Below are 15366 nucleotides of genomic sequence, written 5' to 3'. Positions count from 1 at the left end.
CGGCTCATCCTAAGCCTGCTACCTCCTCAGCATAATTTCTTACGCTGGGGATAACGGCAACCCCGCTTACACACTACATTCTTTGTGTATAAGAGCTCATCTTGGGGAAGAGATTAACACCGACAAGAAAAAGCCGTGCGGTTAAGCACGGCTTTGTGGCTAACGTTTTCTGCAATCGCCGTTATAGCTCGGCACCGTTGCTGGAAATCACCTTCTTGTACCAGTCAAAGCTCTTTTTCTTCGAGCGCTTGAAGGTGCCGGTGCCATCGTCGTGTTTATCCACGTAAATGAAACCGTAGCGTTTGCTGTACTGCCCGGTGGTGAACGACACACAGTCGATGCAGCCCCACGGGGTATAGCCCATCAGCTCCACGCCATCTTCCACGACGGCTTTCTTCATCTGATCGATATGCGCTTTGAGGTACTCGATGCGGTAATCATCATTAATGCTGCCGTCGGCTTCCACCTTGTCTACCGCGCCAAAACCGTTTTCGACGATGAACATTGGTTTCTGATAACGCTCGTAGAAGCTGTTCAGCGTATAGCGCAGACCAACCGGGTCGATCTGCCAGCCCCATTCCGATGCCTTCACATGCGGGTTTTTCACGCCGCCGTCAAAGCCCGTAATTGAATCTTCTTTTTTCTGGCCTTTCGCCGCCAGCTGCACCGCGCTGCTCATGTAGTAGCTGAAGCCCAGATAGTCCGTGCAACCATCGCGCAGCGTCTGTTCGTCTTCCGGCTGCATATCAATCTGATAGCCTTTTCGCGCCCACTCTTTCAGGATGTAAGACGGATAGTAACCGCGCAACTGCACGTCGCCGAACAGGTGACGTTCACGCATCGCTTCCTGTGCAAACATCACGTCATCCGGGTGGCATGACCACGGGTAGATCGGTACCAGCGCCAGCATGCAGCCAATTTTGAAGTTCGGGTTAATCTCATGACCCAGTTTCACCACTTTCGCACTGGCGACAAACTGGTGGTGCAGCGTTTGGTACATCGCCTGCTCTGGCTTGTCGTGATCGGTAAAAATCACGCCGGAACAGCAATAGCCAAAAAGCGGATACTGCCAGTTACGCTGGTTGTTGATCTCATTGAAAGTCATCCAGTATTTCACTTTGGACTGGTAACGTTTCATGACCACTTCGCTGTAGCGAACAAAGAAATCCACCACTTTACGGTTCAGCCAGCCACCGTACTGCTTAACCAAATGATGCGGCATCTCGAAGTGAGACAGCGTAATCACTGGCTCGATGTTGTATTTCAGCAGCTCATCGAACAGGTCATCATAGAATTGCAGGCCTGCCTCATTCGGCTCCAGCTCATCGCCATTGGGGAAAATACGCGTCCAGGCAATCGAGGTACGGAAGCATTTAAAGCCCATTTCGGCGAACAGGGCGACGTCCTGCTTATAGTGGGAATAGAACTCCACCGCCTGATGATTCGGATAACTGACACCAGGCTGTACGCCATCGGTAATCACACGATCAACGCCGTGGGCGCCGCCGGACAGGACATCGCAGATGCTGACGCCTTTGCCGCCTTGATCCCAACCACCTTCAACTTGATGCGCCGCTACCGCGCCGCCCCACAGAAAGTCTTTCGGTAATTGTTGAACAGACATCTTGTTTCCTTCTTATTCAGGTTTGCATATTATTAATTTATAAGCTGTTTCAGGGAGGAGATTTCCCGATGCAGTTGAATCAGCTCCTCCACCAGTTCACGGCATAGCATCGCGTTCATCAGGTGATCTTGCGCGTGAACCAGAATCAGATTGACCGGGATTTTTCCGCTGCCCTCATCGGCACCAATCAAAGCCGTCTGGATTTGATGGGCTTTGCGCGCCGCCACAGAAGCCGCGTTCAGCAGTTCTTCAGCCTTGTCCCAGTCATATTTTCTGGCGGCGCTCAGCGCCTCCATTGAGCTGGAGCGCGCCTCTCCCGCATAGATAATCAATTCCATTATCGTGGTTTCATCGAGCATCACTGACTGCCTCCTCTGCTGTGCCCACTTCTTGTTCGATCAACTGACGTTCATACATTTTGAAGAAGGGGTAATAGATTAAGGATGAGACGACAATCAATACCCCCACCAGCACCACCGCACGCCAGTCCCACCCCGTAGACCAGGCTGCGCCAATCGGGCCCGGCGTTGTCCAGGGCGCAAGCGAAATGACGCGATGCACCAAATCGGTTTTTAACGCGATATAGGCAAGGGTGGCGTTCACCAGCGGCGCGGTAATAAATGGGATGAACAGCAGCGGGTTCATCACGACGGGTGAACCAAAAATCACCGGTTCGTTGATGTTGAACATGCTCGGCACCACGGCCAGCTTGCCGATGGAGCGCAGGTGAGCAGAACGGCTGCGCAGATAGAGAAAGACCAGCCCCATGGTCGCCCCCGATCCCCCCACCGTAATGAAGAACTGCCAGAAGGGCTCAATGAAAATTTTGGTGATCGGTGCGCCCGCGTTAAACGCTTCCTGATTGATTCCTAAGTTGGTCAGCCAGAACGCCTGCAAAATGCCGCCGACGATAACGGCACCGTGAATCCCGGCAAACCACAGCAGGTGGCAGAGCAGCACCGCGATCAAGATGGCAGGGAGCGAATCGGATGCCGAGATAATCGGCGCGAAGACGGCCATGATCGCCTGCGGCAACAGCATGCCGAACTGGCTCTGCATGAACAGGCTAAGCGGGAACAGCGTCAGGAAAATGGCAAGAATCGGGATGAGCAGATCGAAAGACTGGCGGATTTTCGGCGGTACCTGTTCTGGCAGGCGAATGCCAATATTGTGCTTCTGCAAAAAATGCATCAGCTCCGTCGAATAGATCGCCACGATAATCGCGGTAAAAATCCCCTCGCCACCCAGCGACCCAACTGGCAGACTTTTATCGATTTGCGGCGCTGCAACGACCATAAACGACATCAGCGCCAGGCTGGCGGCCATAAAACCGTTCATTTTATAGCTCTGTGCCAGGTTATAGGCGATAGCGCTGGTGATATACACCGCCATAATGCCCATCGTCATATTGTAGGGCATCATGATTTGTTCGCCGTGGCGTTCCACCATCCCCAGCCACCACTGCGCAAAAGCCCATTCACTATTCGGGCTAAAAGGCGGATGAGCGAATAACATCATAAAAGAGCCGACAATTAAAAAGGGCATTGACGCAATGAACCCATCTTTAATGGCAACAACATGACGCTGGCTGGAAAGTTTCGCCGCGATTGGGCTAATACGGTTTTCGATAACGCTGAATAATGACTCAGTTAATTTACTCATTATTCCTCCCGTTATATTACGCGATCATCGCCAGGGCATCGTTAAGGACTTTTTCCCCATTCATCATGCCGTAATCAACCATATTAATAACCGCAATCGGCTTCTCTTTCTCGTCAGCTATCACTTTGAATTCAGACAGTTTATACTTAATCTGCGGCCCCAAAAGGCAACAGTCATATTCATCAATCAGTTCACTAAACTCTTCAAAACCTACGGCTTTTATCTCAACAGCGATCGCCTTTTGCTCGGCGACCTTTTCCATCCGCTGTACCAGCATGCTGGTAGACATTCCTGCTGCGCAACAGAGTAAAATCTTATTCATACTGCACCTCACCGTCTGTTTTTTTATTATTCAAGCAAGACGAAAAATAATATGCAACCGGTTTCATATTGTTTTTACTGTTTTTTGAAGGCGATCATAAATAGCGCAATCGGGGAATATTTTTATCCCTACACGCGTTATTGGTGATAAAAAAGGAGGATTTTTCCCTATAATGACGGCATAAAGCGGCGCAAAAGGAGAACGGGAAAGTACGATGGTAACCATGCTTGATGTAGCGAAAAAAGCCGGTGTCTCCAAAGCCACCGTATCACGCGTGCTGACAGGGAATAACTACGTCAGTAAAACCACGCGGGATCGGGTATTCCGGGCGATTGAAGAGATTGGCTACCGGCCCAACCTGCTGGCGCGCCAGCTCGCCACAAGCAAATCGCAAATCATTGGCTTGGTCGTGACCAACACGCTATACAGCGGCCCCTATTTCAGCGAATTGCTGTTCCAAACGGCGACGATGACGGAAAAATACGGGCGGCAGCTCATCATGGCGGATGGCAAACACAGTGCGGAAGAAGAACGGGAAGCGATCCAGTTCCTGCTCGATTTACGCTGCGATGCCGTCATTATCTATCCACGCTTTCTTTCTATCGATGCGCTGGAAAGCATTATCGAACAGCATGAACAGCCGATTATGGTCGTCAACCGCACACTGCATCGGCACGGTGACAACGGTATCTGTGCTGACCACCAGCAACACTGCCATGATGCCGTCAATTACCTGATTACGCAGGATCATCGCGATATCGCGTTTATCTGCGGATCGCCGAATTCACCCACCGGTACGAGCCGACTAGCGGGCTACCGCCAGGCGCTGGAGGAAAACGGGATTCCCTATAGTGACAGTCTGGTTGCGCCTGGCGATTGGACACATGACAGCGGTTATTCGGCAGCAAAAACCCTGCTTCAGCGGTCGACCACTTTCAGTGCACTGGTCGCCAGCAATGACGACATGGCGATTGGCGCGGCAAAAGCGCTGCGCGAACACGGCCTTGCGATTCCGCAGGATGTCTCGCTGCTGGGGTTCGACGATTTACCGATGGCTTCATGGTTCTATCCCCCGCTCACTACCGTGCACGTACCCGTCGCCGAAATGATCAACTATACCCTTGAGAAACTGCTGTGCCGGCTGGAGGGTGAAACCGTCGAGCCTGCGCCTGACTTCAAGGGCGAATTGATTATCCGAGATTCAGTCAGCAGAGGCCCTGCCGCTTAACCCTCGTTCACACGATGAGGCGTCATGCCTCACATCTCATCCGCTATCACACTGATGCGGTTTATGACCGCGCCGATTTGTGACATTTTCGTGAATAGCCTAAAGAGGTAGTGTTTCCCGCCGATAATTTATTTGTGACTTACATCACAAATAAGGGTGAGTCGCGGAAGGGAATGCCCATAAAACAGAAAGGAAGACAATCAATTGATTCTTTTATGAAAAAAGCACCTACATACCCTAAATCGACGGGTATTGGCGCTTATATCCCAGGGGATATTACGCATATGTCTACAACACTGTTACCGGTTAACCACAGCAATCCATCCATTCACTCCTCACCAACCGCGTCAAAAAGAAAACTCAGCACACGGATGCTGATGCTCCTGGCGGGCGTTAGCACTATCGCACTCGGTTTTATTCTCACTATCGGCCTGTTGATCTGGCAATCCGGCCAGCAACAAAAGACCATCGCACAGCATTATCTTGAGCAAACAGCGTATACCAACAGCTACCTTATTCAGCAAAAGCTGGATGTCGCGCTACATGCGGCGCGCAATCTGGTGCAGAGCGTTGTCAGTCTGCAAGAAGCAGGCAATGCCGATCGGAAAACCGCAGAAACGCTGCTGAAGAATGCGCTGAAGAGCCACCCCGATTTCCTTTCGATGTCGCTGGCATGGGAACCTGATGCGTTCGACGGCAAAGATCGGGAGTACGCTGGTCAGCCCGATCAGGACCCGCAAGGTCGCTTCGTCCGTTATGTCGACCGAGATACCGCAGGCAACGTTGCTCTGCATAATCTGGTGGATTATGAAACGCCCGGCAGCGGCGATTACTACCTGCTGCCGAAGAAACTCCAGAAAGAAGTGATTCTGGAACCGTATAGCTACCCTTACAACGGTGTCGATGTCCTGCTGACCTCCATTGCCGTGCCTATCATTATCAACAATAAGTTTTACGGCTCCGTCACCGCGGATTTTTCGCTGGATACGCTGCAACAGCTCACCAATAACATCAAACCCTATGAGGGTACGGGCTACGCCCAGCTGCTGTCGCACTCCGGTGCCTACATCTCTCACCCCGAAAAAGCCCGGGTGACCAAAAAAATTGAAAACGACCCGACGCTGCTTGAGCATGTCACCACAGGGCAGCCTTATCAGATTGAACGTGATAATGCCGTGCTGAACACGCCAGCGTTTAACGTGTATGTGCCAGTCACCATCGGCAATACCGGTACGCCCTGGATGCTCGGCCTGTCCGCCCCCGTTAATGTGGTGATGGCGGAAACGGTGCGGCAGCGCAACATAGGGCTACTGCTTATGGTACTGAGTATCGTGGTGGTTTCTGGCGTACTAGGCATCATCTTTAACCGCAAAGTCGCTCGGCCTATCGGTGGGGAACCGGCTCAGGCTGCACAGATCGCGCTGTCCGTCGCGCAGGGGGATTTAACGCAGACCATTCCTGTGCAGCCAAAAGACGATAGCAGTATTTTTTACGCTATGAACGCTATGCAGTCACAGCTGCGAGACATCGCCGAACAGTTGATTAGCACCAGCGAATCCGTCAGCCACGGCGCAACAGAAATTGCGGCAGGCAACACCGATCTGGCCTCCCGTACCGAGCAACAAGCGGCGGCGCTGGAAGAAACCGCCGCCAGCATGGAACAGATTACGGCGACGGTGAAACAAAATGCGGATAACGCCCATAACGCCACAACGCTGGCGCAGAACGCGGCCCACATCGCTCAGAAAGGTGACAAGATAGTCGGTCAGGTTGTTCACATTATGAGTGAGATCGACGACAGTTCGAAGAAAATTGCCGATATTACCAGCATCATTAACGGCATCGCGTTCCAGACCAATATTCTGGCACTCAACGCGGCGGTAGAAGCCGCCAGAGCGGGCGAACAAGGGCGCGGTTTTGCAGTGGTCGCCAACGAGGTGCGCAACCTCGCGCAGCGTAGCGCCAGTGCCGTAAAAGATATCACCGCTTTGATAACGGAATCCGCTAGCCGCGTCGACAGCGGCGTCACGCTGGTTCAGAGCGCTGGCGAGACCATGCAGGACATGCTGCGTGCTGTCACGTCGGTTAAAGACATCATGGATGAGATCGTCTCAGCATCGGATGAACAATCGCGCGGGATCAGTCAGGTGACGCAGGCCGTTCACGAGATGGACGGCGTTACCCAGCAGAACGCCGCACTGGTGCAGGAAGCCACAGCGGCTGCCGCTTCACTGGAAGAACAGGCCAGACAGCTCGCGCAAACGGTGCTGGTATTCAAGCTCTCGTAATTACCCTTCTTCACCAACTCCCCTGCACGGGCCGGCAACGGCCTGTGCATTATTCCCAGCGCGGGCAGCAGTCCTCGAACGAATGTGACGTTGGCTTCAGCTCCGGGCTGTTTTTCTCATCAAAATTTCCAATCGTCAGCGCAATGGTTGGCTCATCATCAATCGCTCCCAGCGTGCTGCCGCAGTGCGGGCAAAAAGCCCGGCTGGAGTAATCAGACGACCGATAGCGCGCGGGTTCTCCGCCTTCACCAATCCATTCAACTGCCGACCGGGGAAACTCAACCCACAACAGCGTTGGCGCACCGGAATGCTGCTGGCAAAAAGTACAGGAACAGGCATGTGGATTGCCCGGTTCACCCGAGGCCCTGAACCGAATCTGACCACATAAACATCCGCCCAAATATGATTTTATCGTCACGCCGTTCTCTCCCTAATCTGCCGACAAGGCGGGTATCAATATTCGCCATCGATGATATAAGTAATATGCTAACCTTATGATCCATTTACCAGGGAGTGACGCCCTGTTCTTGCGCCAGCTCTCACGATAATAAAATCTACAGACCCGTAAGCTGCAAAGATAATATGAAATTCATAAAATTACCGCTACTGGCGCAAATCTCATCAGCGCATTTGGTGAGTCACTTCCATATGATGGTGCTGCCTGCACTGATTCCACTGCTGTCAGCTCAGCGCGATATCAGTTTTGTCGAGCTCGGGTTTGCACTCAGCGTATTCAACATTGTCTCCGCCTGTGTGCAGACGCCAATTGGTTTTATGGTGGATCGCATCGGCGCGCGCCGTACGTTAACCGCAGGTTTAGCACTCGGAAGCCTCTGTTTTCTCTCGCTCGGTTTCTCAGACAGCTATGTTTGGTTGGTTGCCGCGATGGGGCTGGCTGGCGTGGCAAACGCAGTTTATCACCCGGCGGATTACGCCTTATTGTCGCGCGGGATTGATGAAAAACGCATGGGCCGCGCGTTCTCAGTGCATACCTTCTCCGGCTTTCTGGGCACGGCCATTGCGCCCGGCATTTTGCTGTCCATCGCCGCCTTTTCCGGCATCAATAGCGCCTTCATCGTTTCCGGCATCATCGGCTTACTGACGATACCGCTGCTTCTGACGGATCGCGATGAACCTAGCCGAGTGAAACCTGCAGCGGCAACAGGCACCCAGCCGGGCAAATCGCGCGCGCCCGTGTTCACGCTGCCGATTCTGGCGCTGCTGATTCTGTTCCTGCTGCTGAATTTAAGTACGGGTTCAATCCAGAATTTCTCCGTGACGGCGTTAGTCACGGGCTACGATTTGTCGCTGTCGCAGGCTAACGTGGCGCTTACCGCGTTCTTGTTCGCCAGTGCCTTTGGCGTACTGGCTGGCGGTTCACTGGCGGATAAAACCAAACGCCACGGGCTGGTAGCGACAGCAGCGCTGGCCGTGACTGCCGTGCTCGTCAGTATTGTTGCCATGTATTCCTTACCGACTATCGTCCTGGTGCCGTTGCTGGCTGCTGCAGGTTTCCTCTCCGGTATGATCGCCCCTTCCCGGGATATGCTGGTACGCGCTGCCTCACCGCCGGGAGCGGAAGGACGGGTCTTTGGGATTGTTTCTACTGGCTTCAACATCGGCGGTGCTGCAGGACCCGTGCTGTTCGGCTGGCTGCTGGATCACGGCCACCCTCACGCTATTTTCTGGTCTGCCGTCATCTTTATGCTGATTACCGCTTTCATCACGCTGCTACAGGAAATGCGCAGCGCCAAACGCCGTGCATTAGCCTGATAAAACGTTTTTCAACGTCACGGCGAGCAGGACATTCATCATAAAAAAACGTAGGGAACGTTTTTCAACGTCGCTCACGACGGCCCAAAGGGTGGCGGGCAGGAAGCTCGCCATAAAAAAAGCCAGCTCCGCAGGGAGCTGGCTCAGGTTGCTGATAAACCGATCGGGCGGTGATAATGGATAGATCGTAAAGACGCTGTAAACACATCCCTGTGCGCTCGGATTGCGCAGATATGAATCTCATCCCTGAGATTCACCCTTTCAGGGCCGTCGCAAACGACGTTCAAAAGCGCTCCTGACGCTTTTGTCCATGGCGCAAACGCTTTACTCTTCTATTCCATTATCACCGTTTTCACTCCTCAGAAAGACTTATCAACGGTCAGAATCTATCTAAATCAAATATCGATATTCATCGCCTTCAGGGCGTTTTCTTCGATAAACGCACGGCGCGGTTCAACGGCATCACCCATCAGCGTTGTGAACAACTCATCGGCAGCAATGGCGTCCTTCACCGTCACGCGCAGCATGCGGCGGCTGTTTGGATCCATCGTGGTTTCCCACAGCTGATCCGGGTTCATTTCACCCAGACCTTTATAACGCTGTACGGTCAGACCACGGCGGGATTCTTTCACCAGCCACTCCAGCGCCTGCTCAAAGCTGGCAACCGGTTGACGACGCTCGCCACGTTCGATGTATGCATCTTCTTCAATCAGGCCACGCAGTTTTTCGCCCAGCTGATTCAATTTGCGATATTCGCTACCCGCTACGAAGCCTGCACCCAGCGGGTAATCGGTATCCACACCGTGCGTACGCACGCGCAGCGCCGGTTCAAATACGCCACGTTCTTCATCATGATGAATGACAAAGCTGTATGTGCTGCCGTGCAATTCGCTTTCGTTCAGGCTGTTAACCAGTGACTCCGCCCACGCCTGCACGTTTTCACGTTCGCTCAAATCGGCTTCGGACAGCGTCGGTTGATAGATCAGACGGTTCAACAATGCGCGCGGGAAACGACGTTCCATACGGCCAATCAGCTTCTGTACGGCATAGTGTTCAGAAACCAGCTTCTCCAGCGGTTCACCCGCCAGCGCTGGAGCCTGTGCATTGGTGTGCAGCGTCGCGCCGTCCAGTGCCAGCATGATCTGGTACTGATCCATCGCTTCATCATCTTTGATGTACTGTTCCTGCTTACCCTTTTTCACCTTGTACAGTGGCGGCTGCGCAATATAAACGTGCCCACGCTCAACAATTTCAGGCAGTTGGCGATAGAAGAAGGTCAACAGCAGGGTACGGATGTGCGAACCATCGACGTCAGCATCGGTCATGATGATGATGTTGTGGTAGCGCAGTTTGTCCGGGTTATATTCATCGCGGCCAATGCCGCAGCCCAGCGCGGTGATCAGCGTCGCGACTTCCTGCGAGGAAAGCATCTTGTCAAAACGGGCTTTCTCAACGTTCAGGATTTTACCCTTCAGCGGCAGAATCGCCTGGTTCTTACGGTTACGTCCCTGCTTGGCAGAGCCGCCCGCTGAGTCCCCTTCCACCAGGTACAGTTCAGACAGCGCCGGATCGCGTTCCTGACAGTCTGCCAGTTTGCCCGGCAGACCAGCCAGATCGAGCGCGCCTTTACGGCGTGTCATATCACGCGCTTTACGCGCCGCTTCACGGGCACGTGCGGCATCAATAATTTTACCGACCACGATTTTGGCGTCTGACGGGTTTTCCATCAGGTAATCCACCAGCTTCTCGTTCATCAGCGATTCGACGGCGGTTTTCACTTCGGAAGAAACCAGCTTGTCTTTGGTCTGCGAGGAGAATTTCGGATCCGGCACTTTCACGGAAACTACGGCAATCAACCCTTCACGCGCATCGTCACCGGTGGCGCTGACTTTGGCTTTCTTGCTGTAGCCTTCTTTATCCATGTAGGTATTCAACGTACGGGTCATCGCGGCACGGAAACCGGCCAGGTGCGTACCACCGTCACGCTGTGGAATGTTGTTGGTGAAGCAGTAAATGTTTTCCTGGAAACCATCGTTCCACTGCAACGCCACTTCCACGCCGATGTCATCTTTCACCGTCGAGAAATAGAACACGTTCGGGTGAATCGGGGTCTTGTTACGGTTCAGGTAATCAACGAATGCCTTGATACCACCGTCATAATGGTAATGATCGGCTTTATCTTTCTCGCGCTCGTCGATCAGGCGAATAGAAACGCCGGAGTTCAGGAACGACAGCTCACGCAGGCGCTTGGCCAGAATTTCATATTCGAATTCCACCACATTGGTGAACGTTTCATGGCTCGGCCAGAAGCGCACCGTTGTACCGGTTCTATTGGTTTCACCCGTCACCGCCAGCGGTGCCTGCGGCACGCCGTGTTTGTAAGTCTGCTCGTGCAGTTTCCCATCGCGGTGGATAACCAATTTCAGTTTTTCCGACAGGGCGTTAACCACGGAAACCCCTACGCCGTGCAGGCCGCCGGAGACTTTATACGAGTTATCATCGAACTTACCGCCAGCGTGCAGAACGGTCATGATCACTTCAGCCGCAGACACGCCCTCTTCCGGGTGAATCCCCGTCGGAATACCACGGCCATCATCCTGCACCGACACCGAGTTATCGGCATGTATGGTGATGATAATGTCTTTACAATAGCCAGCGAGCGCTTCGTCGATAGCGTTGTCCACAACCTCGAATACCATGTGATGCAGGCCGGTACCGTCATCCGTATCGCCGATATACATACCTGGGCGTTTACGTACCGCATCCAGCCCTTTCAATACCTTGATACTTGAGGAGTCATAAGAATTCGACATCAACGTTTCTCGCTCATTTTAGTCCTGTGATTGAACCGTTATTTTACCCTGTTCTACGCGGAACATCTTGCCCTTTTCACCAACCATGTCCTCTATCTGTTCGGCGCTGACCGCGCTGACAAAAACCTGTGCATGGGTGGCTTTCAACCGTTCGGCTAACAAACGGCGGCGGGTACTATCCAGTTCGGAAGCAAAATCATCGATCAGATACAGACAGCGCAGTCCGTTCTGACGGGTGAGAAATTCACCCTGAGCCAGCCTCAGCGCGCACATCAGCAGCTTGAGCTGGCCACGGGACAGCATATCCTCGACTGCCACGCCGCTGGCGCGGATGCGGAAGTCGGCTTTATGCGGCCCCAGCGCCGTATAACCTAACATACGGTCGCGTTCGAACTGCCGTTCCAGCAGTTCGGCATACTCACTTTCTTTATCCCAGCCGCGCTGGAAAGAGAAACTGAGAGAAAATTCAGGCAGAAATTGCGTACAGGTCGTGGCGATATCATTGGCAATCGCCGCACTGTATTGCGCACGCCATTCGCTGATACGTTCCGCCAGCGGCACCAGTTCCTGATCCCAGGCTCTCAGTTGCCCATAGTGACTCACTTGGCGCAGCGCAGCATTACGCTGGCGCAGCAGGCGTTTCATATTGCTCCAGGCTGCAAAAAAGCCAGGTTCATTATGGAAACACCCCCAGTCGAGAAAGGCGCGACGAAATTTCGGACCGCCGTTGAGCAGGGTAAACCCTTCCGGGGTGATCAACTGTATCGGCAGCAGTTGCGCCAGTTCAGCGACTTTGTGCCCGTCGCTGCCGTCGATCCGCACCTTGCTATCGCCCTGACGGTTTTTACTTAGCCCAACGGAACGCTCTGTTTCCGTGCCGTCAATACGACCGTGAAGCACAAATTCCGGCTGATCGTGCCGAATGACGCGCCCCGCCTGAATGCTACGAAACGCCCGCCCGTGTCCTAGCGTATAAATCGCTTCCAGCACGCTGGTTTTACCGCTGCCGTTGGCACCCACTAAAAAATTAAAGCCGGGAACCAGCGCCAGATCGGCCGCCTCGATATTGCGGAAATCTTTGATGAGAAGACGAGTGAGAGCCATGTTGCAGTTATCTTAATAATGAAAGGGCAAGTAAACTTGCCCGATAATTCTACAACCGCATTGGCATAACGACATAGGCCGCCGCCCGGCTGGCGCTATCTTCGATCTGCACGCTGGAAACGGAATCGGTCAGCAACAAACGTACACCTTCGCACTTCAGCGCGTTCAGCACATCCAGTACGTAACTGACGTTAAAGCCGATTTCCATCTCGGTGCCGTCGTACTGCACATCCAGAATCTCTTCCGCTTCTTCCTGCTCCGGGTTATTGGCAGTAATTTTGAGCTGATTCTGAATCAGGTGCAGACGTACACCGCGGAATTTTTCATTCGATAAAATCGCCGCACGGGAGAAGGCCTGCTTGAGCAGATCGCAGCTGGCTTCCAGCGTTTTATCCGGGTTTTTCGGCAATACGCGGCGATAATCAGGGAAACGCCCATCGACCAGCTTCGACGTGAAGATAAAATCGCCGACATGCGCGCGAATATTGTTGCTGCCGATCTGCAACTGCAACGGTGTATCACCGCCATCCAGCAGACGCACCAGTTCCATCACGCCTTTACGCGGTACGATCACCGAATGTGATGGCAAAGATTGACCAACCGGCATGGAACAGACCGCCAGACGGTGACCATCAGTCGCGACCGTACGTAGCTCTTCGCCTTCGGTTTCAAACAGCATACCGTTGAGGTAGTAGCGAACGTCCTGATGCGCCATCGAAAATTGCGTCGCTTCGATCAAACGCTTCATCGTCGCCTGCGGCAACGAGAATTCAACGTCGCTCTGCCAGTCGTCCAGATTAGGGAAATCCGCCGCAGGTAGCGTAGACAGCGAGAAACGGCTGCGGCCAGAGCGCACCAGCATGCGATCGCCATCCAGCATAATGGTGATTTCCGCGCCTTCCGGCAGCCCCCGGCAAATATCAAACAGCTTGCGGGCTGGGACGGTCGTGGCACCCGGCTCATGCGGCTGCGTCAGCGCCACTTTCGCCACCATCTCCATTTCCAGATCGGTACCGGTCAGCGACAGTGCATCTTCCGTCACCTGAATCAGCAGGTTGCCCAGAATCGGTAAAGTCGGTCGGCCGCCCAGCGGACTGCTGACCTGTTGTAATGGCTTTAACAGACGTTCGCGTTCAACAATAAATTTCATAGTGTTATGACGATAGAGTTCTGATTAAATTGGAAAAATCTTCTTTGATGTCGTGGCTTTCTTCACGCAACTGCTCAATCTTGCGGCAGGCATGCAACACCGTCGTATGGTCACGCCCGCCAAAGGCATCGCCGATTTCCGGCAGGCTGTGATTCGTCAGTTCTTTCGCCAACGCCATCGCCATCTGGCGCGGACGCGCCACCGAGCGGGAACGACGTTTAGACAGCAGGTCGGCTACCTTGATTTTATAGTATTCCGCCACGGTCTTTTGAATATTGTCGATAGTAACCAGTTTTTCCTGCAACGCCAGCAAATCGCGCAGCGCCTCGCGCACAAAATCGATGGTGATGGAGCGGCCGGTAAAATTGGCGTTCGCGATGACGCGGTTCAGTGCGCCTTCCAGCTCACGTACGTTAGAACGCAAGCGCTTGGCAATAAAGAACGCAACTTCACCAGGCAGGCGAATGTCATTTTCATCTGCCTTTTTCATCAGAATCGCCACGCGGGTTTCCAGCTCTGGCGGTTCAATTGCGACCGTTAACCCCCAGCCGAAGCGGGATTTCAGGCGATCTTCCACGCCGTTAATCTCTTTCGGGTAGCGGTCAGACGTCAGAATGATTTGCTGGTTGCCTTCCAGCAGCGCGTTGAAGGTATGGAAGAACTCTTCCTGAGAACGCTCTTTATTAGCAAAGAATTGAATATCATCGATCAGCAGCGCATCAACGGAACGGTAGTAGCGTTTGAATTCTTCAATCGCATTGTTCTGCAACGCTTTCACCATATCCTGCACGAAACGCTCGGAGTGCATATAGACCACCTTCGCGTTGGGTTTACGGGCGATGATGCCATTCCCCACTGCGTGCAACAGGTGCGTTTTACCCAGGCCAGTACCACCATAAAGAAACAGCGGGTTATAAGCACCACCTGGATTATCAGCCACCTGACGCGCCGCCGCACGTGCTAACTGGTTCGATTTACCCTCAACGAAGTTATCAAACGTATGTTTGGGGTTCACATTGGAACGGTAGGTATGCTCCGCCTGCGCGGGTGAGTTATCCCAGCTTGGACGTACTGGCGCTGAGCGTACCTGCTGCTGAGGCGCAGCACTGACCTGCTTATGATGCGGTTGCGCGGGCTGGCTGATGGCCTGAACCAGCGGTTTACTGCCCACCTCAAAACGCAGTAAAGGGGCATCCATCCCGCAAAAATCATTCAGCAGGACATTGATATTATTTAAGTATTTATCACGAACCCAATCCAGCACAAAACGATTGGGGGCGTAGAGCGCCAGAGTGTTATCACTCAGCTCCGCCTGCAACGGGCGTATCCACATACTGAATTCTGTGGCAGGTAACTCATCCTGCAAACGGGCAAGACACTGCTGCCAAAGCGAAAGTGACAC

The 15366-nt window shown here is 53.3% G+C and carries 12 protein-coding genes; 3 read left to right on the top strand and 9 right to left on the bottom strand.

Annotation, left to right across the window (positions count from 1 at the left end; translation table 11 throughout):
* Positions 1-181: 181 nt before the first annotated feature.
* From AB8809_RS00060 to AB8809_RS00045, 4 genes are read right to left on the bottom strand one after another with little or no spacing between them, the layout of a single operon-like run.
* Positions 182-1624 carry a 6-phospho-beta-glucosidase gene (locus AB8809_RS00060; RefSeq protein WP_012772758.1) on the bottom strand — a complete coding sequence of 481 codons (1443 nt, stop codon included), beginning with the start codon at positions 1622-1624 and terminating at the stop codon, positions 182-184.
* 32 nt (positions 1625-1656) lie between these two features.
* A complete protein-coding gene (locus tag AB8809_RS00055) occupies positions 1657-1983 on the bottom strand; it encodes a PTS lactose/cellobiose transporter subunit IIA (RefSeq protein WP_012772757.1) in 327 nt (108 codons plus the stop codon).
* Complete coding sequence (locus AB8809_RS00050) at positions 1973-3286, bottom strand: PTS sugar transporter subunit IIC (protein WP_180779433.1); 1314 nt, start codon at positions 3284-3286, stop codon at positions 1973-1975. Before AB8809_RS00050 ends, AB8809_RS00055 begins: the two co-directional genes overlap by 11 nt.
* A 16-nt stretch (positions 3287-3302) precedes the next feature.
* Positions 3303-3608 carry a PTS sugar transporter subunit IIB gene (locus AB8809_RS00045; protein WP_349855530.1) on the bottom strand — a complete coding sequence of 102 codons (306 nt, stop codon included), beginning with the start codon at positions 3606-3608 and terminating at the stop codon, positions 3303-3305.
* A gap of 214 nt (positions 3609-3822) precedes the next feature.
* Between AB8809_RS00045 and AB8809_RS00040 the strand changes: the two genes are divergently transcribed.
* The gene (locus tag AB8809_RS00040) at positions 3823-4836 is read left to right on the top strand and encodes a LacI family DNA-binding transcriptional regulator (protein ID WP_349855529.1); all 1014 of its coding nucleotides are present in this window, start codon (positions 3823-3825) and stop codon (positions 4834-4836) included.
* Between the two features lie 284 nt (positions 4837-5120).
* Positions 5121-7124, top strand: a complete 2004-nt coding sequence (locus tag AB8809_RS00035; protein ID WP_369986884.1) for a methyl-accepting chemotaxis protein — start codon at positions 5121-5123, stop codon at positions 7122-7124.
* 49 nt (positions 7125-7173) lie between these two features.
* Here the strand turns inward: AB8809_RS00035 and AB8809_RS00030 are convergent, their stop codons facing one another.
* Entirely contained in the window at positions 7174-7542 is a 369-nt protein-coding gene (locus tag AB8809_RS00030) for a GFA family protein (protein WP_012772752.1), read from the bottom strand.
* A 164-nt stretch (positions 7543-7706) separates the two neighbouring features.
* On the opposite strand from AB8809_RS00030, the gene AB8809_RS00025 reads away from it, so the two are divergent.
* A complete protein-coding gene (locus tag AB8809_RS00025) occupies positions 7707-8897 on the top strand; it encodes an MFS transporter (protein WP_225181729.1) in 1191 nt (396 codons plus the stop codon).
* Positions 8898-9292: 395 nt separating this feature from the next.
* On the opposite strand, the gene gyrB is transcribed toward AB8809_RS00025, so the two are convergent.
* From gyrB to dnaA, 4 genes are read right to left on the bottom strand one after another with little or no spacing between them, the layout of a single operon-like run.
* Entirely contained in the window at positions 9293-11710 is a 2418-nt protein-coding gene (gene gyrB / locus AB8809_RS00020) for a DNA topoisomerase (ATP-hydrolyzing) subunit B (RefSeq protein WP_349855528.1), read from the bottom strand.
* Positions 11711-11728: 18 nt separating this feature from the next.
* Positions 11729-12814 carry a DNA replication/repair protein RecF gene (gene recF / locus AB8809_RS00015; protein WP_010281217.1) on the bottom strand — a complete coding sequence of 362 codons (1086 nt, stop codon included), beginning with the start codon at positions 12812-12814 and terminating at the stop codon, positions 11729-11731.
* A 49-nt stretch (positions 12815-12863) separates the two neighbouring features.
* Positions 12864-13964, bottom strand: a complete 1101-nt coding sequence (gene dnaN, locus AB8809_RS00010; protein ID WP_012772749.1) for a DNA polymerase III subunit beta — start codon at positions 13962-13964, stop codon at positions 12864-12866.
* A 4-nt stretch (positions 13965-13968) separates the two neighbouring features.
* Positions 13969-15366 carry a chromosomal replication initiator protein DnaA gene (gene dnaA, locus AB8809_RS00005; RefSeq protein ID WP_180779437.1) on the bottom strand — a complete coding sequence of 466 codons (1398 nt, stop codon included), beginning with the start codon at positions 15364-15366 and terminating at the stop codon, positions 13969-13971.

Origin of the sequence: Pectobacterium aroidearum (assembly GCF_041228105.1) — a bacterium.
In the GTDB taxonomy this organism is placed as follows: domain Bacteria; phylum Pseudomonadota; class Gammaproteobacteria; order Enterobacterales; family Enterobacteriaceae; genus Pectobacterium; species Pectobacterium aroidearum.
This window is presented reverse-complemented; position numbering and strand designations above follow the sequence as displayed.

Coding starts and splice junctions, on each gene's coding strand:
- AB8809_RS00025 (WP_225181729.1), top strand. CDS start 7,707: ATGAAATTCATAAAATTACCGCTACTGGCGCAAATCTCATCAGCGCAT.
- AB8809_RS00045 (WP_349855530.1), bottom strand. CDS start 3,608: ATGAATAAGATTTTACTCTGTTGCGCAGCAGGAATGTCTACCAGCATG.
- AB8809_RS00060 (WP_012772758.1), bottom strand. CDS start 1,624: ATGTCTGTTCAACAATTACCGAAAGACTTTCTGTGGGGCGGCGCGGTA.
- AB8809_RS00055 (WP_012772757.1), bottom strand. CDS start 1,983: ATGCTCGATGAAACCACGATAATGGAATTGATTATCTATGCGGGAGAG.
- gyrB (WP_349855528.1), bottom strand. CDS start 11,710: ATGTCGAATTCTTATGACTCCTCAAGTATCAAGGTATTGAAAGGGCTG.
- recF (WP_010281217.1), bottom strand. CDS start 12,814: ATGGCTCTCACTCGTCTTCTCATCAAAGATTTCCGCAATATCGAGGCG.
- AB8809_RS00035 (WP_369986884.1), top strand. CDS start 5,121: ATGTCTACAACACTGTTACCGGTTAACCACAGCAATCCATCCATTCAC.
- AB8809_RS00040 (WP_349855529.1), top strand. CDS start 3,823: ATGGTAACCATGCTTGATGTAGCGAAAAAAGCCGGTGTCTCCAAAGCC.
- dnaN (WP_012772749.1), bottom strand. CDS start 13,964: ATGAAATTTATTGTTGAACGCGAACGTCTGTTAAAGCCATTACAACAG.
- AB8809_RS00050 (WP_180779433.1), bottom strand. CDS start 3,286: ATGAGTAAATTAACTGAGTCATTATTCAGCGTTATCGAAAACCGTATT.